This window comes from Chryseobacterium oryzae, from assembly GCF_022811665.1.
In the GTDB taxonomy this organism is placed as follows: Bacteria; Bacteroidota; Bacteroidia; order Flavobacteriales; family Weeksellaceae; genus Chryseobacterium; species Chryseobacterium oryzae.
This window is the reverse complement of record NZ_CP094529.1, coordinates 2,050,984-2,077,547: the sequence shown is the minus strand read 5'-3', so window position 1 is coordinate 2,077,547 and position 26,564 is coordinate 2,050,984. Positions and strand designations below refer to the sequence as shown.

Sequence of the window (26,564 nt, the reverse complement as noted above, 5' to 3'; positions counted from 1 at the left end):
AAAACTAATAATCACAAAAAGATGACAGATAATTCTACAAACGAGAGCAAATTAAAGTTTCTAACGAATCAACCTCTAGGTGAAGATTTGTTTGAAAATAAATCGCAAGATAAAATAGCGCAAGTTATTAGTGAAAAAATCATAGATGATCCAGAATTTAAGATTATTGGAATTGATGGTGAATGGGGTTCTGGTAAAAGTAACTTGATAAGACTACTGGATAAAAAGCTTGAAAGTACTCATGAATTTTTTGTTTATGATGTTTGGGGGCATCAAGAAGACGAACAGAGACATTCAATATTATCTGAACTTACTGATTTTATAACCATAAAGAGTATTGTTAAAGGAAATAGCGACTGGAAAAAAAAATTAGTGTCACTTACTAGTAAGGAAAAGAATACAACAACCACAAATATACCACATTTGAGTATTGGGTTTATACTTTCTTTGTTGCTTATTATTTATGTGCCAACCGTGAATGCGTTTGCAAAAGAATTAAATGTTTGGCTTAAAATTCCAATTGTTCTATTGCCAATCATACTCTTATTTGGATTGTTCATAAAATTTTATTGTAAATACAAAAAAGAGGGCAAATTAAATGATAAAAATGATTTAACCGGATGGGGAAGATTTAAAAAATATGGACAAGATGCTGCACAAGAATTATTTAAAGTGTATCATAGCCAAAAGGAGTCAGAAACTAAAATTGAAGTAATCAGTGAAAAAGAACCTACTGTTAAAGAGTTTCGAGAATGGATGAAACAAATTGATGAAGATCTTACAGAAAAAGTCGTAATTGTATTTGACAATTTTGACAGATTGCCTAAAAAACATATTCAAAGCATATGGTCATCAATTCATATCTTTTTTGCTGAAGAAGTTTATGATAATATTAAAGTTATCATTCCCTTCGATCGAGAGCACATTCAAAATGCATTTAAAGAATTGAACGGTTTAGATACTAAATTTGGGGATGATTATGTAAATAAAACTTTTGATATTGTATTTAGAATCACTTTGCCAATTATGTCTAACTGGAAAAAGTTTTTTACTGAACAATGGAAGAAAGCTTTTATAAACTATGATGAGGATGAGTTAAGATTGGTTATGCAAGTTTATGAGTTTTTGAATAGAAGAATAACGCCGAGAGAAATTATATCTTTTATAAATGAAATACTCACAATTAAATTATTAGACGACAGCTTTAAAGAAAGGTATATAGCAATTTTTGTTCTAAAAAAGGATGATATTTTAAAAAATCCTCTAGATGCTATTACAAATCTAGAATACCTAAAAGGTCTACAATCGTTTTATAGCAACGATAAAGATTTTGCAAAACAATTAACTGCAATAGTTTACCATATTGATGTAGAAAATGCAATAGAGCTCATATACACTCAAGAGTTGAAAGATTCAATGAATAAAAATGATGTAGAACAATTTAATACTATATGCAAATCTGAGTTTATTGACTCAATATTTAATTCTGCGATTACTGAATTGGAGATTTTAGAAAATCCAATATTAACATTGTCAAAATTAGATGAAGAAACAAATCTTTCTAAGTTGCATATAAGTCAAGCGTGGGATTTTTTTTATAGTAAAATATTAAAGCTTGATATTGTAAGAAAATTAGAAATTGAAAATTGGCAAGTGACTTTATTAAGAAATATTTCTGATGATACTTATTTATCTAAATTATTAGCAAATTATTATACATTAATAGATGACAGTAATATAGAAAACTATGCAGATTTGATAGACGATATCTCAAAAGATTTAGGTGATGATAGAATTAATGCTGCTTTAAATGAAAAAACAATCTCTGCTAGTAATTTTATAAAATTAATCGAATACAAAAGTGATGATTATAAAAAGTATAAATTAAAAACAAATTTTTATCAACTTGATTTACATCTTTCCAAATTGAAAATTGAAGATGTTTTAGCGCTAGAGCACACCGATATTATTGCTCAAACTACTAGTTCAAAACAATATAGTGAATCGTTAAAAAATGCATTTAAAAAATTTATAAATCAAAATGATACTAAGCTAGCAAATGATACTTTGATTAAAATAAAGGAAACGGTTAAAAAAAGTGCTGAGCTACAAAATTTATTAGATGATGATGAGATATATACTTTTTATACAAATAATAAAACATCAGAATTGCCAATAGTAAATGATTTTATATCAATGAGAATCGCTAAAGGAAATACATTTAGTACCTCCTACAAAAGTACTTTTAATAATGTTCTCAATACAGAAGATGAAGAAAGAGCTAGTAAAATTGCACAAATAATTTTGCAGTACATCTCTTATGGTGAATTACTTTTATTGTCTAAGACATTTGAAAATGCACCATTGTTTAGGCAGATTATTTTGTCAATGTTTCCGTTAACTTCTGTAAAAAAGACTGCAAATATTATTGATTTAATAAACAAATATCAAGAAATTAAAGATAGTTTAAAAATAGATGACAGCGAATTAATTACCGAATTAAATAAGTGGGAAATTAACAAGGATAATCTTGACGTAAATAAACTAGATGATGAATTTATTAGCGATTCCATTAAAAATCTGGACTCTAGAATGACAAAAGATTTCTTGGAGGTTTTTAATAGTGATTTTAAAAATTTTTATAAAGATACTTATGAAACTGTTTTTGATGATGAATCAGATGTTCATTTTAAGTATTTTGAACATTTAGAGCTAGAAAGCCTAACTCAGGAATCGTTGGATGTATATGAAAATAAGTTTATTGAATTATTAAAATCTGGTAATAAAATAGATAAACAATGGTGGAAGATTCTGAAAAAGTATGACGAAAACAATGCTGACCTTTCTGTTGTAAATACATTAAAAAATATTAGAGACCAGATTTTAAATTCTTCAATAACCTTAAATTTAGAAGTTGCAAAATTAATTTTACCATATTTCTTAAAATATGATTTGTTAAGTAATCAAAAGGATATATTTAGATTAATTATCAAGAATGAATTTTTATCTGATAGCGATTTTGTGAAATTTCTGATTTCAAATTCAGATTTCGCTAAAAATATTTATCAGCAGGCGCCGACAACTGATAAAGATGGCTTTCGAAATACTATTAATGAAAAAAGAGAATCCAACGATCTGATTGAACAGTTAGCAAAAAAAATTGATATTAGAAAACCAAAAGGAAATACGGAAAACCAATGAAATACACCGAATCCCAATTAGAAAAATCATTCATCCATCTTCTGAAAGAGGAAGGCTATGAGTACGTGAATGGCAAAGACGTAGTTCGGGCATCAAACCAAGATGTTTTGATTCGGGAAGATTTAAGTGATTTTCTGCTGTCGCGTTATCCTGATTTGGAAGCGGTAGAGCTGGAAAGCCTTATCAATGAACTGGCGTACCAACCTTCATCTAATCTGTATGACAGCAATAAATACATTAGCAAACTCTTGGCAGACGGTCTGATTTTTAAGAGAAACAATCCTGCTAAAAAAGATTTACACATTCGTTATATAGATTTTGATTCAACCAGTATTCTGGAAACCAATTGCTTTAAGATTGTGAACCAGCTGGAGATTCAGGGAAAAGAACTGCGCATTCCCGATTTGATTCTGTATATCAACGGGATTCCGGTGGTGGTTTTTGAGTTTAAAACTTTGATTGAAGAAAACGTTACAATTTTTAATGCATACGAACAATTAACCAAGCGTTATAAAAGAGATATTCCGGAACTGATGAAATACAATGCGTTCTGCATCATCAGCGATGGCGTGAACAACAAAGCAGGTTCTCTGTTTGCGCCTTACGATTTCTTCTATGGTTGGCACAAAATAACAGGTGAAGAAAAGAAAGCACTGACGGGCATTCATACCGCCACATCCATTGTCCACGGAATGCTGAACAGGGAAAGGCTTTGTGATATTTTGCATCATTTCATTTGGTTTCCCGATACGACTAAAAAAGAAGAAAAGATCCTGTGCCGCTATCCGCAGTATTATGCTGCCAACAAACTGTTTGACAATATCCAAAAGCACCGAAAACCGGAAGGCGACGGAAAAGGCGGAACCTATTTCGGAGCAACAGGTTGCGGGAAAAGTTATACGATGCTTTACCTGTCGAGACTGCTGATGCGTTCCACGCAATTGGCAAGTCCGACCATCATTATCATCTCCGACCGTACCGATCTGGATGACCAACTGTCAAGAGATTTTACCAACGCCAAGGATTTTATTGGCGATGAAAATATTATCAACATAGAAAGCAGAGCCGATCTTCGTACCAGATTGCGGGGCAGGGAAAGTGGCGGCGTTTTTCTGACGACCGTCCAGAAATTTGCAGAGGACAGCGAGATTTTAAGTGATCGCACCAATATCATCTGTATTTCCGACGAAGCCCACCGCTCACAGGTGAATCTGGATTTGAAAGTCCGCGTCGATGAAGATGGTGTGAAAAAATCATACGGCTTTGCCAAATACCTTCACGATTCTCTTCCCAATGCGACGTATGTAGGATTTACGGGAACGCCGATTGATAAGACTCTGGATGTCTTTGGTCCTGTGGTAGATTCCTACACCATGTTTGAATCGGTGGTGGATGAGATTACGGTTCGGTTGGTTTATGAAGGTCGTGCTGCCAAGGTTAATCTGAACCATTCAAAAGTGGTGGAAATTGAACAGTATTATCAAAACGCTGTAGGAGAAGGCGCTTCGGAATACCACGTGGAAGCCAGCCAGAAAGCCATTGCCAGAATGGAAGTGATTTTGGGCGATCCTGGAAGAATTGAAGCGATTGCACAGGATTTCATTACGCATTATGAAAAACGAATCGAGGAGAAAGCGACCGTTGCCGGAAAGGTCATGTTCGTTTGTGCCTCACGTGAAATTGCCTATAAACTTTATAAAGAAATCATCAGGCTAAGACCCGAATGGAGTGAAAAAAGTGTTGCAGAAAACCTTAGCGAAAAAGAGCAGAAAGACATCAAACCCATCGAGCGCATCAAAATGGTGATGACCCGAAACAAAGATGACGAAGAGAGTTTGTGGAATCTGCTCGGCAATAAAGAAGACCGAAAAGAACTGGACAGACAGTTTAAACAGATCCATTCCAACTTTAAAATAGCTATCGTTGTGGATATGTGGCTCACTGGTTTTGATGTTCCGTTTTTGGACACGATCTACATCGATAAGCCTTTGCAAACGCATAATTTGATTCAGACGATTTCCCGTGTGAACAGAAAGTTTGAAGGTAAGGATAAAGGCCTAGTGGTCGATTACATTGGCATTAAGAAAAATCTGAATCACGCTTTGGGATTATTCAATAACACGACTGCAGCCGATGATTTTGAAGACCTTGATAAGGCGGTGATTATTGTAAAAGACCAGTTGGATTTACTGCGACAGTTTTTCTATCAGTTTGATACCACGGATTATTTCAAAGGTTCGCTCGTTGAGCAGTTGCATTGTCTGAACCGTGCCTCTGAATTGGTATTGCTCACCGAAAAGTCGGAAAAGTTCTTTGTGGATGTCACGAAAAAATTGAAGGCCGCTTACAACTTAACCTGCGGTTCGGAAATCTTTAATGACAAAGAAACCGATGAGATCCATTTTTACTTTGCCATTAAATCGATTGTCGTCAAACTGACCAAAGGCGAAGCTCCCGACACGGCACAGATGAATGCCAAAGTGAGCAAAATGGTAGAAGATGCCATCGTCTCGGAAGGCGTGGAAGAAATCTTTAAACTGGATGACAACAAAGCCAATGCGATAGATCTGTTCAACGATAAGTTTTTAGAAAAAATCGACGCCCTTGAACTGCCGAATACCAAGATTAAAATATTGGAAAGACTGCTGAACCAGGCGATCTCTGATTTCAAAAAGGTAAACAAGGTGAAAGGCATCGAATTTTCTGAAAGGCTACAAAAAATTATCAACAGCTACAACGAACGAAGCGAAGCCGACCTGCTGGATTACGATGGTATCCAAGCGGATACTTCGGAACAAATTCTCGACCTGATTCTAAAATTGCGTACTGAAATGGCTTCTTTTGAAGACTTAGGCATTGACTACGAAGAAAAAGCGTTTTACGACATTCTGGATATGATCTGCAAGCAATATGGTTTTGAGTTCGACAAAGACAAAATGCTGGAGCTCGCCAGAGAAATTAAAAAGATTGTAGATGACACTGCCAGATTTCCGGATTGGAGCGACAGGGATGACATCAAAGCGCAATTGAAAATGGAAATCATTGTGAAGCTGCACGAGTTTGGCTATCCGCCGATCACGCAGGATGAGGTGTATAAGAATGTGCTGGAGCAGGCGGAGAATTTTAAGAGGAATAGGTAGTTAATGTGAGTTATTTTAATTAGTATGAAAGAATTTAAAAATGTAAAATTATATGATTGGGTTGATTTTTTCAAATCAGTTTGTAAAGCAATAGATCTGATTGGTCAAGATAAAGAAAAAAGAAATATACTCTTAAAAGAAAAAGCCAAAGATGTATTTGGTGAAACCCATCCAATATATACGAACCCGGAAGTAGATCCGTTATCGTTTGTATATACACTGGCACAAAAAAATACAAAAAATCAAAGAGTTGTAAGTTTTCAAAATTGTATAGATGCTTTTTCTTTAGATATAGATTTGCCAACAGATTGGCACTTTCCTACGCCAACGCCTCAAACAAAAAGTTTATATTATAAAAAAGGAGAATATATTGATAATGATGGAATTAGTATTTCTGTAGATATCATCTGGGGATTATTTTCAGATGCTATAAATGATAGAAATCTTAATAACGAACAATTTAAAAATATACTATCAATAATCAATGTTGGTGTTGTAAAACTAACACAGACATTATTTTTGATAAATGCTGAAAAGTTTTTACCTATTGATGAAAGAACAGCTACACTACTTCCAACTTCAACAAATATTGGGAAAGAAATTAATAATATAGGACTTGCAAAATATGAACAACTACTCGAATTCTACAAAGAGAAATTTCCAAATTGTTACCCTTATGAAGTAAATCTATTTCTTAGTCAGTTTACGGGCAAAGAAAAACAACATGCTTTAAAGAAAAACTTCTGCCAAATCAGCACAATGGTTGATGGGCAAAAGCACAATGATTATTACGATGATTTTGTCCGCAACAATGAGGTTCGTGCTGGTAGTTCAGGAGATCATAAAACACGAGGTGGTGAATATCCTTTAGATAAAGTATTTGATGGTAATATAGTTATAGTCAGAAGAGGAACCAAAAATATGGCCGGCATAGGTGTAATTCTTAATAACGAATATTTAGAAAATGGTTATGCTGAAGATAAAGTGATTAAAATTGTCTGGATTAACAAATCACAGAGAAAATTGAATAATGCAATAGGTGACTGGTCAGGTTTTAATATTGCTACTGCCGACACGATTCAAAAGGTAAAAGAAGGTTATAGTGATACATTTAGTCTGATAGATTCTTTGACAGTATCAAAAAACAACACAATCTCAAATGACAGTAAGTCGAATATTATGGACAACGACAATTTAAATCAAATTTTATATGGTCCACCTGGAACAGGAAAGACTCATAGACTCCAAAATGAATTTTTTGATAAATTTACGCTTAAAGGCTCATCATTATCAAGAGATCAATTTCTTGAAAATTTAGTATCAGAATTGAGTTGGTGGCAAGTAATAAGCATTGCATTACTAGATTTAGAAACTGCTAAAGTCAATACAATATATGATCACGAGTTAGTAAAAATTAAAGAAAAGTTATCTAATTCCAATAATGTGAGACCTACTATATGGAGACAATTGCAAAGTCACACAATCTTAGAATGTCCAAATGTAAAAGTAAGAGATAGATCAGAACCACTTTATTTTAGTAAGGATGAAGATTCAAATTGGACAATTGATGTTGAGCTATTGAACCAATATTATCCGGAAGCCTCTGAAATTTTAAACTCTACTCAGAATTTTATTGGAAATGCAGAAACATTGGTTAAAAATTATGATTTTGTTACTTTTCACCAGTCATTCAGCTATGAAGACTTTATTGAAGGAATAAAACCCAGATTAGAAGAGGATGAAACAGAATTAGGTTTTGAGATTAAAGATGGAATATTCAAAAAATTATGTTTGAAAGCCACTGCAGATCCAGATAGTAATTATGCTATTTTTATAGATGAGATCAATCGAGGGAATGTCTCTGCTATCTTTGGGGAATTAATCACTCTTATTGAAGAAGATAAAAGACTAGGAGCAAAGAATGAACTTAAAATAAAATTACCCTATTCCAAAAGAGATTTTGGTATCCCATCTAATTTATATATCATAGGGACGATGAATACTGCGGATAGAAGTGTAGAAGCTTTGGACACAGCACTTAGGAGAAGATTTAGTTTCATTGAAATGATGCCAGAATTGAAAGTTGTAGAACAGAAAGAATTCATAGACTACTTGAGAGTTGATATTATGGAGAAGATTAATCAAAGAATCGAGTTGTTGTTAGATAAAAATTACACACTTGGGCATTCTTATTTCATTAAAGAAGATTTCAAAAAGTCTTTTAAAAACGAAATTATTCCCTTACTTCAAGAATATTTTTACAATGATTATGGTAAAATCGGACTGATTCTTGGAAAAGGATTTGTTCGTGAAAAAGAAATTTCTAAAATCAATACTCAAAACATATTTGCTGAGTTTGAGACAAGAAATGAAATTGAAATCTTGAAGTCTTATGAATTAATTCCGTTTGAGGATGACGCGTTTAATTTTGATATTGCATTGGAGACATTGCTTGCTTAAAAATGCTGAAGAAAAATACCATTCAAGTTTTTGAGTACAGCTTCTTACCTATTGGAAGCAGTGATTTTGAACAACGACATTTTGTAGCTCTCTCAAAATTAAATGTTTTACATAGTAACAAATATTTTGATTTGAGTCATAATGGAGTAAGATTTAAGCAGTTTGTTGGCGTCATTCAGGTTGACAATCTGACTATTGAAATCCTTCCCAAGATTGACCGTTACGAATCTGAAGATCAGGAAAACAAAACAAAGTGGCAAAAGGTATTAATAGAAATGTTGCGTGTCACTAAAAAACTGAACATTCAACAGGTAGGTCAGGCGAATGTTTCTAGACAATCTATCCACTTATTAGATATTTATTTCGAATGGTTTCTGAATGAAGTGCAATTGTTGATACATCAAGGATTAATCAAGCAATATTATAAAGAAACAGGAAATGTAAAAGCATTGAAAGGAAAACTCGAATTTGCAGGTCATATCAATAAAAATCTTGTTCATAAAGAAAGATTCTACACTACGCATCAGGTGTATGATAAAGACCATTTGATTCACCAAATCTTAGGTCAAGCTTTAGAAATTATTTCGACTCTATCAAAAGGCAATTATCTGTACAGCAAATGCAAGACGGTACAGCTCAATTTTCCTGAAGTAAAATCTATCAACGCCAATGAAAATACTTTTACGAGAATTCTAAAATCGAGAAAGTCAGCTCCGTATGAAAATGCATTAGCCATCGCTAGATTAATTATTCTGAACTATGCTCCCAACATTTCAAGTGGTTCTGAAAAGATGCTGGCATTGCTTTTTGATATGAACAGTCTTTGGGAAGAATATGTTCTGGTAAGATTAAAACAAGCATGTCAGGATAATGATATTGCAGTCTACGGTCAAAATTCAAAGCTATTTTGGAATGGTATTACCATTCGTCCTGATATTGTAATAGAAAAAGATAATGATATAGTTTTAATTATTGATACCAAGTGGAAAAATATCGATCAGTCTCAACCTAATACTCATGATTTGAGACAGATGTATGTGTACAACGAATACTGGAAAAGTAAAAGATCACTTTTGCTTTATCCTTCAAACAATAACAATCTAAATGATTTTAAATCTTTTGTTCAGATAAAAGAAGATCCAAATCATCAATGCGGTTTGGGAAGGATTTCTATATTTAATGTTGAAGGGAAACTGGACGAATCAATTGGAAAACATCTTGTTGATTTGCTTTAACTCATTTTGAGTAACAACTCAAAAAAGACTGAATTAATTTTATAGTGTCAAACAGTAAAAAATGATTCGACGATAGGTAAGTTGGAACAATAAATTCAATATATTTTGTAATACAGTGATATTATTTATTACTTAGTAATAATAGATATTATTATATTATTTATTTTCTAATCAAAATACAATAAAAATAGTTGATAATATCCGTGAGAGACGTTCGCAACTGGAGTTTATACAGGAGGATTTGGTTGAAAGATTGTGTTCATAATTGATTAAAATATTTGATAGAAATTTGAGCTATAATGTAAAAACTGTAAATTATTTCGTCCTACACAATTAGTGAAAATTGAGTTGTACTGGCGAAATCTATCAATTATCACTGTAGTATTCGGGAAGTGTTAAGTATTTAGTTTACTGCAAGTTACAAGGTTTAAGGTGTACAGAAGTAGTACAAATGTATTTTTAAATTTATCATAAAAAACTTTAAAGCATTGGTTTGCAATTGTTTAGCGCGACGAGATTCGTGCGAAAAAGTAGAAAAAAAAGATGTTGCAGCATCTTAATCCTGTACCACTTTTGTACACCTTGTATTGTGTAAACCACCATTAATAACCACTTCTTTAAATACTGTATCGGGAAATAATCGTCATTTTCTAAGCCTCATAATACAACTAAATGATAATACATTAATTGACATTTTCTGATAATTTTTGGTTTTTAATTATATAATTATTTCTACAAATAGCTCTTCAAACAAAAAAATCAGCTATATTTAGTATGTTTTTTTGAACATTAATTTTGAAATTATTAAAAAAAATCTAAAAAATCTATTTCATGAAAAAAATACTTGTCGTTATATTGGTTGCGTTCATCATAATACAGTTTTTTCCGATAGATAAAACGAACAAACCTGTAGATAAAGGAATGGATTTTTTGCAGATTAAAAAGACACCATCTCAAGTTTCTAAACTTATTAATAATTCTTGCTATGATTGTCATTCCGATGAAACAAAATATCCGTGGTATGCTAATATTGCTCCAGCTTCATGGTGGGTGAAAAATCATATCAACGAGGGAAGAAAGCATCTTAATTTTTCCACTTTTGCTATGTATGAACCGAAAAGGCAAATTAATAAGATGGAAGAGTGTGTAGAAATGTTGGAGAAACATGAAATGCCATTGGAGTCTTATTATCTTGGGCATCAGGATGCGAAACTTAGCGATAGCGAAAGACAAGAACTTATCCAATATTTCAAAAGAGAGATTGAAGAAACTAAACGTAAATTGCAATAAATGAGTGAGCAAAACTGGCAAGAAAAACATGTTGTTTTTTACGATGGAGATTGTGGATTCTGCAATTTTTGGGTACAATGGATTTTGGAAAAGGATAAGAAAGATGAGTTTTTATTTGCTTCGTTACAGTCAGATTTCGGGCAAAAATTTTTAAAAGAAAGGGCTTTAAATAGTATCGAATTCAATACTTTGTATCTCTGGAAACCTAATCATTACTATTTGATAAAGTCTAAAGCTGTGCTTAAAATTGCCAATTTATTAGGTGGTATTTATAAAATTTCTTTCATTGCAAACGTGTTCCCAAAGCAAATTACAGACAGTATTTATGATGTAATATCGAAAAACAGGAAGAAATTAGCCAATCAAAAATGCTTTGTACCCGACTATAATCAAAGGAAGAAGTTTATTGAGTTTTAATAATTGGTTTACATTTTGGAGTTTGATTTCTATTGAGGCTTAACTTTCTGTTAAATCATCAATAAATAAGAAAGTTTTTAAATTCTTTTTTTTATTAATCCATATATTTGCATTCTATGGAATACAATACCCAAAAAACACATCTAAATATGCCGGAATACGGCAGAATTATACAACAGCTTGTTGAACGTTGCAAAGAAGTTTCAGACCGTGAAGAGAGAAACGAAATGGCAATGGCTATAATAGATTTTATGGGGCAGAGAAACCCGCAACTTCGAGACGAAGAAAACTATAAACATAAACTTTGGGATCATCTTTTTATTCTCGCAAACTATGATATGGATGTAGATTCTCCTTATCCTTTTCCTACAAGAGAAGAGCTTGCAGAAAAACCTAAAAGGATGGAATATCCTAAACTTCAGGGAGATTTTAAGTTTTATGGCAAAAGTATTCTCCAATTAATTGAAAAAGCAATAGAATTGGAAAGTGGAGACGAGAAAGAAGCACTTATTGAAGTGATTGCCAATAACATGAAAAAGTCTTACAATGTCTATAATAAAGAGCATGTTACAGATGATGTTATTTTCCGTCACCTGAAAGAGCTTTCAAACAACAGACTCGATCTTACCGGTATCGACAGCCTGGAAAAAAGTAAAATTTATTACGCCAATAATAACAATCGGAATAATAATAAAAATAGCAACAATAAAAACCAACCTGCTAAAAGAAGATTTAATAATAACAACAATCATAAGAACAGAAGATAGTAATGAGTGGAACATTTCAAATACGTGGAGGAAAAAGACTGCAAGGCGAAATTACTCCGCAAGGAGCAAAAAATGAAGCTTTACAGATTTTATGTGCAGTTTTGTTAACTGACGAGGAAGTAAGAATTAAAAATATTCCCGATATACATGATGTAAACAGGCTTATCGAAATTTTAGGAGATTTTGGTGTAAAAGTGACTAAAAACGGTCATGGAGATTATACCTTCAAATCTGATGAGGTTAATTTCGATTATATTAAATCAACTGAATTCAAAAAAGACGGTGCGAAATTAAGAGGTTCAATTATGTTGATGGGACCAATGCTTGCACGATACGGAGAAGCGTATATGCCAACTCCGGGCGGTGATAAAATTGGTAGAAGAAGATTAGATACTCATTTTCAGGGGTTGGTAGAGTTGGGTGCAGAATTTCATTATGATGACGAAGAAGCATTTTACTCTTTAAAAGCCAAAGAACTGAACGGAAAATTTATTCTTTTGGAAGAAGCTTCTGTTACAGGTACTGCAAATATCTTAATGGCTGCAGTTTTGGCAAAAGGTAAAACAAGGATTTATAATGCAGCCTGCGAACCTTATTTACAACAGCTTTGTAAGATGTTAAACAGGATGGGAGCAAATATTTCTGGTATTGGATCTAACCTTCTCACTGTAGAAGGTGTCAACAATCTTCATGGTACAGAGCATACAATGCTTCCTGATATGGTAGAAATTGGTTCGTGGATTGGTCTTGCAGCTATGACTAAATCTGAAATCACCATAAAAAACGTCAACTGGAACCAGCTTGGTGTAATCCCAAATACGTTCAGAAAATTGGGTATTCAGCTTGAACAAAGTGGGGACGATATTTATATTCCGGCTCAGGAACACTATAAAATTCAGAAATTTATTGATGGTTCTATCCTTACCGTTTCAGATGCACCTTGGCCAGGATTTACACCAGATTTACTGTCTATTATTTTGGTAGTGGCTACACAGGCTAAAGGAAGTCTTTTGGTTCACCAGAAAATGTTCGAATCAAGATTGTTTTTTGTTGATAAACTTATTGATATGGGTGCGCAAATTATTTTGTGCGATCCGCATAGAGCTACCGTTATTGGTCTCAATCAGGAATCTCCTTTACGTGGTACTACAATGGTTTCTCCGGATATCAGAGCGGGAAATGCTCTTTTAATTGCTGCTCTTTCGGCTGAAGGGAAATCCATCATTCATAATATTGAACAAATCGACAGAGGGTACGAAAATATTGACGGCAGATTAAAAGCCATTGGTGCAGATATTGAACGAATATAAAATAATCTAGATTGAATTGATATCCTCATTTTAAAATATAACTCATTAAAAAAACGCCTCAGTCATGAAGCGTTTTTTTTAATGAGTTATTACTTAATGTAATTATTGGATTAATATAATGATTGATTTACCATTTCAGGTTTTCTCCGTGTTGAGACAAATCAAGTCCCATCTCTTCAGAATCTTCTTTTACTCTTAAGCTTATAATCCTGTCAGTAATTTTATATAAAATCAAAGAACCGAAAAACGTAAAAATAGAAACCAGAACCAAAGCCATCATGTGATGTCCAAAAACTCCAAATCCTCCATGAAGAAGGCTTGCATTCTCACCGTGAGCAAAAATAGCCGTAAGAATCATTCCCATAATCCCACCAACACCGTGACAGGCAAATACATCGAGAGTATCATCAATTTTTTTCAGTGACTTCCAATTCATCATGATATTGGAAACAATTGCAGAAACAAAACCTATAAAAATACTTTCCTGTACCGAAACAAATCCACAACCAGGAGTAATCGCCACCAAACCTACTACAGCCCCAATACAGGCTCCTAAAGCAGAAACTTTTCTTCCGTTAATTCTGTCAAAAAAAATCCACGTCATCATTGCGGAGGCCGATGCAATAGTTGTTGTTCCGAATGCAATAGCAGCCGTTGCATTTGCACTTAAAGCAGATCCCGCATTGAACCCAAACCATCCAAACCAAAGCATCCCCGTTCCAAGAATCACGTACGGAATATTGGATGGCTCATGATGAGGATTTTTTCTTCTGCCCAAGACAATAGCTCCGGCTAATGCAGCAAACCCCGCACTCATATGAACTACTGTTCCTCCTGCAAAATCTTTAATACCGAAAAATTTATTTAAAAGCCCATCCGGATGCCAAACCATATGACATAACGGAGTATAAATAAACAGACTGAAAAGTACCATAAAAACCAAATAAGAAATAAATCTTACCCTTTCGGCAAAAGAACCGGTAATTAAAGCCGGGGTAATTACGGCAAATTTCATCTGGAAAAGTGCAAAAAGAATGAAAGGTATGGTAGATGCCATCGCTTTATGCGGATAAATACTTACATGGTTAAAGAATGGATACGTAAAAGGATTTCCTATAATCCCATAATGTACACCATTGATAGTGAATCCGATAGACTCTCCGAAGGATAGAGAAAAACCGATAACAATCCACAAAATAGAAATTACTCCCAAAGCAATAAAGCTTTGCAACATGGTAGAAATCACATTTTTTTTACCTACCATTCCGCCGTAGAAGAATGACAAACCCGGAGTCATGAGAAGAACCAAACCTGCAGCTGCCAAAATCCAGGCAACATCTGAGCCTACAATTTCTTTTTCGCTTAAAAAATTACCTGTATTGGGAAGATCAACATCCGGCCTGAAAAATAATCCACCGATGGCAACAATGCAAATAATTACAAATGAAATTTTCCATTTCAAACCAACTTTCATAAAATTTATTTTTAACCCCCTCAAAATTATAAATAAATTTTATAAAAACACATATTTTAAATAAACAACCCTTAAAAAAATACACTATATCAAATTATTTACATCTTAATTGAATAGTTTATTTAAAATTAGCGAAACCTCTTTAGATTTTGTTGCCGGAAACAAATGCGTTCCGCCCTTAATAATATAATCTGGTTTAGAATTTTTAATAGGAAAAACAATGTCGCGATCTCCCAAAATCTGAATTACATTGGGAATTTCTTCAAACTTCCATTCTGAAATTTTTTCTACAGACCATTTAAGATAATAGGGATCCCGAACCTGAAAATACTCCAGTAATTTAGGGTTTTTAGGATCTACCATTTTTCTTAACCTTGTATAAAGTAGAGATGTTTTTTCTCCAAAAAAATTGGTGGGAAGAAATTTGGGTATTTTGGTTATTTCTCCCATTTTAATGAGCTTCGATTTTTCTTTATCAGATTTTATACTTCCCAAAATAATCACTTTTTCAGCGGGTTTTAATCTGTTGATTTCCTGCACTATAATTCCACCGAAAGAGTATCCTAGCAAATAAAATGGTTCGGCATGATTAATTTTTTCTGCCATTCTACCGACATACGAAGAAAATGACTCATCTGCTTCGGGAATTAGCCAATCTATAAAAGCCACTTCGTGCTGTTTAGGAAACTGAAGCCTTTCTAATACTTTAAAATCTGCACCGAGACCACTTATTACGTAAATTTTCATCAGTATAAACTGTTTTTTCGTTAAGCTAAAATAAAAAAAGGACCGCTTAATTGAAAGCAGTCCTGATTAATTTATGAAAGTTTAACCCTATCTAGGTCTTTCGTTATCTACTTTTTCTGTAGAAAGTTTAAATTGAATTTCCATCTCGTCTTTAATGAAATAATCTTTCATTGAACTTTGATAGAAAACTTTAAAATCTCTTCTGTTTAAAGAGAATTTAGAAGATTCAATCTCTACTGTAAACTGCGTGATATGTGCATTAGCCGGGAAAGAGATAGTCTTTCTCACCCCTTTAATAGTGATATCTCCAACAATTGTAGAATTATACTCTTCGTTTGCCAAAGGAATAATTCTTTTTAAATGAAATGTTGCTGTAGGAAACTTTTTAACATCGAAAAAAGTTGGTCCTTTAAGATCATTGGTAAGCTTCACTTGGTCATCCCCCGATAAATCTGCCACCATTAAACTTCTCATGTCTATTACAAACTCACCATCTACCAAAACTGTCTTGTCGAAATTAAATTTACCGCTTTTCAGTTTTATGGTTCCGTAATGGGATGTCGCTTTTGTTTTTACCACCTTGTGTCCCCACCATTTTATCTCAGAAGTAACGACCTTAGAAACTTTATCTCCTTTCTTTTGGGCAAAAACCGATGACATGCATGCACACATCAAAACAAACAATAGTAATCTTTTCATTCTTTTTTATTTACAATTCAACAAAAATAAAAAAAAGTGTAGAACTTCTACACTTTTAACAATCTTTTTTTAAATAAATTATTTTGCCGTAAGCTTTACCGTCATATCTACTTCATCTTTCACAAAAACATCTTTCATGGACGATTTGTACGCTACATCAAATTTTTGTCTGTCGAAAGAAAATTTAGCGGAAGTAAGAGACACTGCACCGTCTTTCACAATTATATTGGCAGGGAAAGAAACAGAACTTGTTTTCCCTTTTACCGTAAGATCTCCCGTAACGGTTTTGTTGTAAGATTTATTATTATTCTTTTTTACAGAAGTAATTTTGAAATTGGCTGTAGGGTATTTTTCAACTTCAAAAAAATCTCCGTCTTTTAAATGTCCGTTTAGTTTACCTTGCATTTCGCCGGAAACATCGGTTGCATTAATCGAAGTCATATCCAACACAAAAGATCCGCCAACAACTTCGTTGCCTTTTACAACAACATTTCCAGATTTTACATTAATGGTTCCGTCATGAGAACTCGCTGCAGATTTAGCTACTTTATATCCCCACCAGTGCACATCGGAGCTTACTACTTTTTTTGTCTGTCCGAAAGCCAATCCGCTTGCCAATACTGCCAATAACAATAATTTTTTCATTTTTTTAAATAATTTTGAAGCTGCAAATATAATCATCTTTGCTTGGCAATTTTATTGATCTATATCAATTAAACAGAATTATCTTCTTTGTTTATAATACCTCAGCTAAATAATTAATCAGGTTATAAAAAATGAGCTACCGAAAAATCGGTAACTCATTGTATTTTGTAAATAAAAAATTTTATTTATTCTTCAGTTCTTCTTTAATTTTATTTTCGATTTCTTCTGCAAGTTCAGGGTTATCTTTAAGAACATCTTTTACAGAATCTCTACCTTGTCCCAATTTAGAATCTTCATAGCTAAACCAAGAACCACTTTTCTTAACAACTCCTAAATCTACAGCGGTATCTAGAATTTCTCCAACTTTAGAAACCCCTTCGCCGTACATAATATCAAATTCAGCTTGTTTAAATGGCGGAGCCACTTTATTTTTAACAATTTTCACCTTTACGCGGCTTCCGATAGCCTCATCACCATTTTTAATTGGTGCACTGGCTTTTCTGATATCTACTCTTACTGAAGCGTAGAATTTCAAAGCATTTCCACCGGTAGTAGTTTCCGGATTTCCGAACATTACCCCGATTTTTTCTCTTAACTGGTTAATGAAAATCACCGTACATTTGGTTCTAGAAATTGTTGCTGTTAATTTTCTTAATGCCTGAGACATCAATCTTGCATGAAGCCCCATCTTAGAATCTCCCATTTCCCCTTCAATTTCAGCTTTAGGAGTTAATGCTGCAACAGAGTCGATTACCACAATATCAATAGCTCCGGAACGGATTAAATTATCTGCAATCTCCAAAGCCTGTTCTCCGTTATCTGGCTGAGAAATAATAAGATTTTCCAGATCGATACCCAATTTTGAAGCATAAGATCTGTCGAATGCATGTTCAGCATCAATAAAAGCGGCAATACCACCAGCTTTTTGAGCTTCAGCAATAGCGTGAAGCGTTAAGGTTGTTTTACCTGAAGATTCAGGACCGTAGATTTCAATAATTCTTCCTCTTGGATAACCTCCTACACCTAAAGCAATGTCTAATCCTAAAGAACCTGAAGGTATTACCTCTATAGTATTATCTACAGAATCGTCTCCTAAAGTCATCACAGTACCTTTTCCGTATGTTTTATCTAATTTATCCAGCACCAGTGCAAGTGCTTTTTTCTTATCTTCTATGTTACTCATTCCGATTAAATATAATTTATCAAAATTACGCAATTTTAATTTGAAAAGCTAATTTTATTTGAGTCTGAAAATCATTAAAAACGTTAAAAAATCATTTAATGAAAATTTGAATGCTGAGATATTTTAAGGTAATCTTCCAACACTTTCATCTGATCTTTATTTCCTTTTTCGATTCGTGCTTTTCGGCTTACGAGATTGTTATAAATAAAATTCAAGAATTTTTTAGTTACTGGAAAACCGCTTTTAAAGGGAACATCTGGAATTTTCAATCGTTCGCATACTTCTTCACCAAGCAAAAACCATGTACAGCAAATGTGAAGATAACGGAGATTTTTACGCTGAAAATTATATTTAAGGATAGGATTTTCCAAAGATTCATTTAAAAGTGAATGCGCAAGTAAAACGGAATCCTCATCGGATGACGGCTGAACTGAAGTCCACAAATAAAAATATTCTGTTGCCTGTTTTTTATCATCCGGCAGAAGCTGTTCCGGAATTCCCAAAAGATATCCTACATACTTCCAAAGATGGAAAAGCCCCTTTTCTTCTTCTAATGCAATGGTATTTCCCAATTTTTTAAGACTGTGCATAAAAACCAAGCTAAAACCGATATAAGTTGCCATCATATCCCAAGAATTAATGGGTTCTCCCCATTTTTCGGTATCCCAGGCTTTATAATGTTTCTTTATAGAAAGCCTTGCGTAAGAATGGATAAGTCTTGTTTTAATGGCAAATTCATACCCTTTTTTATGAATTTCCAAGGCGTTGTAGCGAGTAACATTCACCCAAAAATCTAAAGTTTCCGAAAGCCTTTTTACAGCTCCTTTCTTTAAAGCTTCAGTGGCGATGAGAGGCTTGTTCAGATAGGCGTAATCGTATCCTCCGATAAGGCAATAATCTCTGAGGGAAATAAGAGAATCGAGATTGCTTCTCATGCAAAGCTCCGCTCCTTTATTAATTAACTGATAATCTAACCAATCGGGTATTTTCTGAGTTTGAAGAAAAAGTGCCTTAACACTTTCGGGAACATCATCATCAACTAAAACTCCTTTTCGGATATACTGTTCTATTTCTTCGGATGCTTTCTTAAAACTTCTTGTGAAATAAATATCTTTTACAACCTCATCTCCCGCTGAATCTGTATGATAATAGAATTGAGAAAACTTTTCAAAATCGTTGAAATTTACCTGAGCTCCCGAAAAGTCGATAAGTTGTTTTCCGTTTCCTTTTTCCCAGAAATTCCGAAAATGGGAAGCGTTTTTAAAGCGTGGCTGTAATTGGATTTCTTTCATTCTGCTCATAAAATTACATTTTTTTTGAAGAAATTTCAAAAAAAACGAACGCTTATCATTTCTAGAATACCTCGGAAGTATCCTGCTATTTTTTTCTAAATAAAAAAAGTTAATTCATCAATTTTCCGAACCACAAATACACATCTTCACCACTTGGAATGTTTAATTTCTTACGAATATTAGATTTTTTCGTCTGTACCGTTCTTATAGATGTATTGGTAAACTGAGCAATATCTTTAGTGGAAAAATTTAAAAACAAATACGCATAAAAACGCAATTCTGTAATATTGGTTTTAGGATCAATATCCAATATTTTAGGCATAAAATTAGGGTATAGCTCCTGAAAGAGAGTTAAAAATTCAGGACTGTTTGCTCTTGCCAATTCATTCAGTTGTATAAATTTTTCATTAGAAAACTCAACTGTTTTGGGTTCTATATTATTTTGAAATATTTTATTTTCTGTTGACAGCTCTTCCTCATTATTTTCTACTGTCTTACTATTATAGCGAGATTTCTTTTTCTTTTTTAAATATAAAAAAACCAAGATACCTGCTGAAACACTTAAAACAACGGCTGAAACTACGTATTTCAGAACTTCATTCTTATCTTTTTTTATTTCATCATTCAGAGCCCAATTTAAAGCAAAATCTTTGGCATTACGATCTCTTTCTTTAATTTTTTCTTTAATCTCTTCTACCTTTTTTGTGTATATTTCTATACTATCTTTCTTTTGGGTTAAAATAGAAAGATTCAGAATTTTTTGGCTTAATTCTAAATCGGAGCTAAGTGTTATTACATTAACTTCTTCATAATATTTTTTTGCGTTAAATATATCGTCCCATGCTTGATTATAATTTTTATAATTAACCTCTGTATCCGAAAGATTATTATAGATGTTTAAAAGCATCGAATGTGAATTTACATTCTTTAGATTTTTTCTGGTTAAGTTCAAATAATGATTTGCCTGTCCAAATTTCTTTAGGTTAGAATACGCCAAAGCATAAAAAGAATCAAGATAATATCTGTAATCTGGATCTTTATAATATACACTTTGCGGAGTAGCCCTTATATAATTACCCTCGGCCTCTTTTATATAATATAGATATTGGCGATAATTTTTTAGTTCACCATAATTGTATGCAATATCTGTGTTAAATTGAAATGCAAAATCATCTTTGTGGGTAAGTTTAGAAATTCCTTCTTTAAGATAATCGATAGACCTTTCGTGAAAGCCTAAATCTAGAAAAACTCCTCCTAATTGCCAATAAAAACTATTAATATTGTTGTCATTTTCAGGTTTCTTTACTAAAAATTTAGAATCGAGCTCTCCAAAAGACTTTAGTAACTTCTCATTATCTCCACGAAAATTATAGATATAATTTTTCAGAAAATAACTATTTAAAATCCCTCTTGAATAATTTATTTTCTTGGATTCTTCGTTTACAACATTTAACTGATGAATGTATTTGTCATTATAAATATCCTCTACTGCCTGCATGGCGATAAGGTTTATTTTTTCATCAATCTTCCTTGTTAAAGCTGATGATGGTTCTCCTGCAAATAAAAATACAGAACAAAAAACCAGAATTAACAAGAAATTATTTTTAATGAAATTTCCCAAGAGTATGAATTTATTTTTCACAAAAATAAACATTTATTGTTGTTTAGTTTTCACAAACAAAAATAATTTTTGCAAGAGCTAGAATAAAGAATTATCCTATACATAGTATAATTACTTACCTTCCCAGCTTTAATAAAAATATATATTTCCAACATACGTATTAGATACGTAATGCATCTGTATTATAGCGTTAAAAGGTACATTTTCATTTTTTTAGTATTATTAAAAAAAATAGTTTTGAATTTAAAATGAGATCGAAAATATAATATTTGATTTTAAAAAATGAAATTTGAAAGCATTCTTTTTTTAAAGTAGTATTATTATAATTTTCTTTTTTTATCATTTTCATAATTTCAAATTAATGAAATTAAAAAAAAATTATAGAATAACTTAAAACAAAAAATGAAAATAAAACTAGTAATATTATTATTGATTTCGGTTTCAATAAATGCACTTTGCCAAGTAGGGATTAATACTAATCAGCCTACTCAGATTTTACATGTAGATGGTAAAGGTAACAATTCGTCATCCGGAATAAATTTAAACACTGATGATGTAGTTGTTACGCAAAATGGTGCTTTAGGTGTAAAAATGGCAACTGTACCTTCAAGTGCTGCTTTATCTGTAAATGGAGTCGGAACAGGCACGAATACAAATCAAGGTTTTTTGCCCTCTAGAATGAGTACCAAGCAACGCGATGCAATTTCTCTTCCCGCAACAGGTTTGTTTATTTATAATTTAGATACCAAAGCATTAGAAGTAAACAATGGTACCCCACAATTTCCCAATTGGAGTGCTATTGGTCTGCAAGGACCGGAAGGTACTTTTGTAGTTTCTAAATACTCTTATACTTTAGCTGGTGATGCTAACAACGGCGAAGTTGCTCTAGGGTCAATTAAAGTTCGCCATAACGGTGCAGATCCTATATATAATTATTCAGATTGGAATCCTTGGCCAATCGATGCAAAGTATGGTAAAATTTTAATAGCTTCTAACACAGGCAAACCTTTAAAAGTAAGCATAGGAGGATACCAAAGTTTTATTACGGATTTTCGTATGATGCCGGATCAATTTCCCCAAAATAATAATTTTGATGGAGTAAATTTTAGAAGATATTTCTATTCAGGAAATCTTGATCCCAGCACTTTCTTAGAACTTTCGGGTTCAGACGTAAATGTAGACATGTTACAACTTAATCCTTATCGTGGGGATGTTATTACATATCATGTAACTACCATTGATGGGGAGAACTACCGCATTACCGCCGCAGAGCTTATGAATCCAGGTATGGTAAGAGCTACATCAATTTCTCCTCCTGGTAGTCCGATTCCATACAACGGTGAACCGAGATGGACAAACAGAGGAGGAATAAAATATTTTATTGTTGTAGAGAAATTAAGATAAATAAAAATACACATAGAGAAATAAATAATGACACAATTAATATACAGTATTATCTCACTAGTTTTCGGGAGTTTTTTGATGGCACAGGGAGTAGGTATTAATACTAATAAGCCTGCAACAAATACCCAATTGCATGTTGATGGTCTAAAAGACAATGGTACAGCCACAGTTGGAAGCATAAGCGCTACAGAAGCTTCAAATGATTTTGTTATTACCAATACAGGTCAGATAGGCGTGAAAAATATAGCACCCGATGCATCATCTTACTTGGATATACAAGCAAACAACAAGGGATTTATGCCTCCTTCATTAACCACGACAGAGAGAGGTAATATTAGTCAGCCAGAAACCGGTCTAATGATTTACAACAGTACGGAATCTTGCATACAGGTGAATGTGGGAACTAAATCATCACCATCATGGCAGTGCGTGACTCAGGTTCCGGACAACCAGAAAATGATTTATAACCTACCTTCATATTCCACCAACAGCACCAATATTGTAAATGGATCACAAAGTCCGAGAGGTAGCTTGAAATTCGATATCAAAGATGCTTCTGGAACACTTTTAACGAATTTAATTATAGGTCATAATGGTGCTGATAATGAAGGAGATCTAACTGTAAGAACAGATAATTCTTATATTCTAAATCATGTTCTTATTCATGGTTGGCAAAATGCTACGAGTAATAACAAAGAAGGTGGAGGAGTTTATGCTTATATAGATGGCCAAGGCCCTGCGTATATAGAAACACAAACCTATGCAAACCAAACTTATTACAGAACTCCAGCAACAATGTACCGAGGTGGTGCAAGTGGTGGTGAATTTATTAATTATACCATCATTGTGCCACAAACAGGACACGCATTCAGGATATTTTTAACTTTATTATCCAATAGTAAAACCAATTACTTACCCAATCAAGGTGCAGGTCGTTACCTAATAGTAGCAGAACGTTTTAATTAAATTCTACTTCAAATAATGAAAAGATATTATACATTACTTAGTTTGGTTTTATTTAATTTTTCTTTAATTGCTCAAGTGGGCATTAATACAGATAAACCAGCTTCCGGTACTATTTTACACGTCGATGCAGGAAAAGACAATAACTCGACAACACTTACCCAAGTGCAAAAAGATGCAAATGATGTAGTAGTAACAACATCGGGCTCTATAGGAATAGGGACAACTTCTCCAGATGCTTCTGCTGCATTTGAAATAAAAAGTACAGAAAGAGGAATTTTAATACCTAGGATGCTTACAGCAGAACGTAATGGAATTACAAATCCAATTTCAGGACTTACCATTTATAATAAAGAACAAAAATGCTTCCAAACGTATGTTTCCTCACGCAGCCCAACTTGGCAATGTAACAATGCAACAATAAATGGGAGAACTCCAAATATCTCTGTAAGTTCGTTTACATTTAATAACCCTACTGGCGCAGGACAAAGTGAGGTATGCGTAGGAACAATATGTGTAAGACATACAGGAGCTCCAACAGGAGCTTATCTAGAAATAAAATCTAATTATGTAAACCCTTCTACTAATGTTCTATCAAATGTTCCATTCTCATCTGTAGCTATCTATAAACTCTATAAGGATTCTGGAGGTAATCCACAGATGGATATTGATAATTCCGGCTGGTTTACACCCGATAGAAAACAGCTAGCATATGCTTCGCAAGGAACAGATAGACCATTAGTTACTTTTTTAACAAGATATCCTGTTTCTTCCGATGTTAATGATACCGAAAGAAGAAAATTAATTTTCAGTAACGGGGGTGTAGATGTAAATGATATTGCTATTTATCAAATAAACGATGGAACTACGGGATCTAATTATCGTATTACCTTTACAATGGTTCAGGTAAGTCCTTCAGGAAGTGCAAGTACTTCGGGTAATTCTAAATACTTAATAAATGTAGAAAGAATGAGCGATGGTCATTTTGATGGAGGATACTCTGTAGATTCTTCAATGATAATGACACAAGTACCCTAAGTTCTTTAAAAATAAGTAAAAACACTTTATATATACCGATTATCTGCATTATGCTTATAATATAGAATATTATTTGTAATCTTCAAATATAAGCAAATGCGGATAATCATCTTTTCTATAATTCTTTAATGAGTTTCTAAAAAATAATGTTATGAGTTTTTTTAAAGACATCTATATTGGTAATATGCTTAGAAATGCTTTATCCGAAAGTGAAATCGAGATGTCTCGAATTTGTAATTTCTTGAATTGCTCAGAAGAAGAAGTTGAAGAAATGCTCAATTCTAAAAGTTTGGATACAGAAATTCTCTTAAGATGGAGTAAACTTTTAGAATATGATTTTTTCAGAATATATTCTCAACACCTTATATTTCATTCTCCTACCGGATCTAAAGGAAAACCTAATAAAACTACATTACCCAGTTTCAGGAAAAATATTTATACCAAAGAAATGATAGATTTTATCATTGAAAAAATTACCAAAGGGGAGAAAACAAAACACCAGATAATAGAAGAATATAGAATTCCAAAAACTACTCTTTATAAATGGCTAAGTAAGTTTTCTAAAGATGAAGTCTAAATTAGAATTATGAAGTTAATACAGTAGCAATCCAAAATACATTATATAAATCGCAAAATCATGAATAATTTAAGTACTCCTAATTATAAAAAAATTTATACTGATATTATTAACGAAAAGTTTCCTTCCAAAAAAGAACTTTGTCAAAATATTTTGAATAAGGAAGCACTTACATTTTTAGACATTATTAATCTCAATAAAAAATTGTTTAATAATTTAAGTAAAGAAATAAAACAGGAAAACCAAAAGTATAGATCTTATAATAAAGAAACAATATTGCAAATTTTAGAATATCAGGTTAAAAATAGATTAAATAATACTCAACTGGCGATACATTTCAATCTTAGTAGAAATACTGTCGCAAAATGGAAAAAGATTTACTTAAAATTTGTTTAGCTTATTTCATCAATAATAGCAGATTAAATTCAATCTCCTATTTACAGCAGTATTTATATTGCTGTTTTTTTTTTACAAATAATACCCTACTAATTTGGTAGACTAAATATTTTTTATATTTTTGCTAAGAATTAATGATTAAAACGTAATTGAAGTGTAACTAAAATCTCCATCATGATTATTCCTAATCTTCTACAGAAAGACATTGCTGCAAGTGATACCAGAAAAGACCTTATTTTGGAAATAGAACTTAACGGGAAGTTGAAATTCGACCAAATTCTATATTGCATAGATCAAAACATGGGTATTTGCTATAGTCTGCTGAATGCCGATGTAGAATTTGTGGATGGTAATAATTTTGGATCATTTCAATTACGTATTAATGCAAACAGTGAAGAATTTCAAAAAGTTGAGTTCTTTCTCAATGAAAATAAACTTCTCAACACTACTGTAGAGTATAATTGCAGAAGATATTTATAAATGTAAGTCCATATAGTTTGATTTGATAAGCGTTCCAAATATTTTTTTGGACGCTTTTTTTCTTAAAATGATTTTAAAAAAAATTAATTTAATAACTGATTCTATGTTCTAAAAAATTAATTTTTAATTTAGTATTAGGGATTAATTGAGCAATGTTTTATAACTAATTTTTAGTGCGAAATACTTGTTAATTATTTTGAATTATGGATGTCTAAATTTTAACAT

The 26,564-nt window shown here is 32.6% G+C and carries 21 protein-coding genes; 14 read left to right on the top strand and 7 right to left on the bottom strand.

Features of this window, described 5'->3' with window-relative positions; genetic code table 11:
- The first annotated feature begins 21 nt into the window (after positions 1 to 21).
- From MTP08_RS09515 to murA, 8 genes are all read left to right on the top strand, one after another.
- Entirely contained in the window at positions 22 to 3,201 is a 3,180-nt protein-coding gene (locus tag MTP08_RS09515; protein WP_243575811.1) for a P-loop NTPase fold protein, read from the top strand.
- A complete protein-coding gene (locus MTP08_RS09510) occupies positions 3,198 to 6,341 on the top strand; it encodes a type I restriction endonuclease subunit R (RefSeq protein ID WP_243575810.1) in 3,144 nt (1,047 codons plus the stop codon). The genes MTP08_RS09515 and MTP08_RS09510 overlap by 4 nt, the downstream gene beginning before the upstream one ends.
- 24 nt (positions 6,342 to 6,365) lie before the next feature.
- A complete protein-coding gene (locus MTP08_RS09505; protein ID WP_243575809.1) occupies positions 6,366 to 8,801 on the top strand; it encodes an McrB family protein in 2,436 nt (811 codons plus the stop codon).
- A 2-nt stretch (positions 8,802 to 8,803) separates the two neighbouring features.
- Positions 8,804 to 10,036 carry an McrC family protein gene (locus MTP08_RS09500; RefSeq protein ID WP_243575807.1) on the top strand — a complete coding sequence of 411 codons (1,233 nt, stop codon included), beginning with the start codon at positions 8,804 to 8,806 and terminating at the stop codon, positions 10,034 to 10,036.
- An 831-nt stretch (positions 10,037 to 10,867) separates the two neighbouring features.
- A complete protein-coding gene (locus MTP08_RS09495) occupies positions 10,868 to 11,326 on the top strand; it encodes a heme-binding domain-containing protein (protein ID WP_243575806.1) in 459 nt (152 codons plus the stop codon).
- Positions 11,327 to 11,743, top strand: a complete 417-nt coding sequence (locus MTP08_RS09490; RefSeq protein ID WP_243575805.1) for a thiol-disulfide oxidoreductase DCC family protein — start codon at positions 11,327 to 11,329, stop codon at positions 11,741 to 11,743. It begins immediately after the preceding gene.
- Between the two features lie 116 nt (positions 11,744 to 11,859).
- Positions 11,860 to 12,510 carry a DUF4290 domain-containing protein gene (locus tag MTP08_RS09485; protein WP_243575803.1) on the top strand — a complete coding sequence of 217 codons (651 nt, stop codon included), beginning with the start codon at positions 11,860 to 11,862 and terminating at the stop codon, positions 12,508 to 12,510.
- 2 nt (positions 12,511 to 12,512) lie between these two features.
- A complete protein-coding gene (gene murA, locus MTP08_RS09480) occupies positions 12,513 to 13,820 on the top strand; it encodes a UDP-N-acetylglucosamine 1-carboxyvinyltransferase (RefSeq protein WP_209391367.1) in 1,308 nt (435 codons plus the stop codon).
- A gap of 127 nt (positions 13,821 to 13,947) precedes the next feature.
- Here murA and MTP08_RS09475 read toward each other — a convergent pair whose 3' ends face one another.
- From MTP08_RS09475 to MTP08_RS09445, 7 genes are all read right to left on the bottom strand, one after another.
- Positions 13,948 to 15,294 (bottom strand): ammonium transporter, encoded by a 1,347-nt coding sequence (locus MTP08_RS09475; protein WP_243575802.1) that lies wholly within the window; start codon positions 15,292 to 15,294, stop codon positions 13,948 to 13,950.
- A gap of 105 nt (positions 15,295 to 15,399) precedes the next feature.
- Positions 15,400 to 16,041: an alpha/beta hydrolase gene (locus MTP08_RS09470; protein WP_243575801.1), complete on the bottom strand. Its 642-nt coding sequence runs from the start codon at positions 16,039 to 16,041 to the stop codon at positions 15,400 to 15,402.
- 87 nt (positions 16,042 to 16,128) lie between these two features.
- Complete coding sequence (locus tag MTP08_RS09465) at positions 16,129 to 16,740, bottom strand: YceI family protein (protein WP_209390579.1); 612 nt, start codon at positions 16,738 to 16,740, stop codon at positions 16,129 to 16,131.
- A gap of 78 nt (positions 16,741 to 16,818) precedes the next feature.
- Positions 16,819 to 17,385 carry a YceI family protein gene (locus MTP08_RS09460; RefSeq protein ID WP_243575800.1) on the bottom strand — a complete coding sequence of 189 codons (567 nt, stop codon included), beginning with the start codon at positions 17,383 to 17,385 and terminating at the stop codon, positions 16,819 to 16,821.
- A 181-nt stretch (positions 17,386 to 17,566) separates the two neighbouring features.
- Positions 17,567 to 18,568, bottom strand: a complete 1,002-nt coding sequence (recA, locus tag MTP08_RS09455) for a recombinase RecA (protein WP_209390581.1) — start codon at positions 18,566 to 18,568, stop codon at positions 17,567 to 17,569.
- Positions 18,569 to 18,663: 95 nt separating this feature from the next.
- Positions 18,664 to 19,869 (bottom strand): oxygenase MpaB family protein, encoded by a 1,206-nt coding sequence (locus MTP08_RS09450; RefSeq protein WP_243575799.1) that lies wholly within the window; start codon positions 19,867 to 19,869, stop codon positions 18,664 to 18,666.
- A 100-nt stretch (positions 19,870 to 19,969) separates the two neighbouring features.
- Positions 19,970 to 21,502, bottom strand: a complete 1,533-nt coding sequence (locus MTP08_RS09445; RefSeq protein WP_243575798.1) for a helix-turn-helix transcriptional regulator — start codon at positions 21,500 to 21,502, stop codon at positions 19,970 to 19,972.
- Positions 21,503 to 21,883: 381 nt separating this feature from the next.
- Here MTP08_RS09445 and MTP08_RS09440 point away from each other — a divergent pair, with 381 nt between their 5' ends.
- From MTP08_RS09440 to MTP08_RS09415, 6 genes are all read left to right on the top strand, one after another.
- Positions 21,884 to 22,885 (top strand): hypothetical protein, encoded by a 1,002-nt coding sequence (locus tag MTP08_RS09440; protein WP_243575796.1) that lies wholly within the window; start codon positions 21,884 to 21,886, stop codon positions 22,883 to 22,885.
- A gap of 27 nt (positions 22,886 to 22,912) precedes the next feature.
- On the top strand, positions 22,913 to 23,851 hold the full coding sequence (locus MTP08_RS09435) for a hypothetical protein (protein ID WP_243575795.1): 939 nt from the start codon (positions 22,913 to 22,915) through the stop codon (positions 23,849 to 23,851).
- 15 nt (positions 23,852 to 23,866) lie between these two features.
- Positions 23,867 to 24,886 carry a hypothetical protein gene (locus tag MTP08_RS09430; protein WP_243575794.1) on the top strand — a complete coding sequence of 340 codons (1,020 nt, stop codon included), beginning with the start codon at positions 23,867 to 23,869 and terminating at the stop codon, positions 24,884 to 24,886.
- Between the two features lie 151 nt (positions 24,887 to 25,037).
- Positions 25,038 to 25,463, top strand: coding sequence for a transposase (locus MTP08_RS09425; RefSeq protein WP_243575793.1), 426 nt, complete (start codon positions 25,038 to 25,040; stop codon positions 25,461 to 25,463).
- 60 nt (positions 25,464 to 25,523) lie between these two features.
- Positions 25,524 to 25,859: a helix-turn-helix domain-containing protein gene (locus MTP08_RS09420; RefSeq protein WP_243575791.1), complete on the top strand. Its 336-nt coding sequence runs from the start codon at positions 25,524 to 25,526 to the stop codon at positions 25,857 to 25,859.
- A gap of 174 nt (positions 25,860 to 26,033) precedes the next feature.
- Positions 26,034 to 26,339 carry an NIL domain-containing protein gene (locus MTP08_RS09415; protein ID WP_209391366.1) on the top strand — a complete coding sequence of 102 codons (306 nt, stop codon included), beginning with the start codon at positions 26,034 to 26,036 and terminating at the stop codon, positions 26,337 to 26,339.
- Positions 26,340 to 26,564 lie beyond the last annotated feature (225 nt).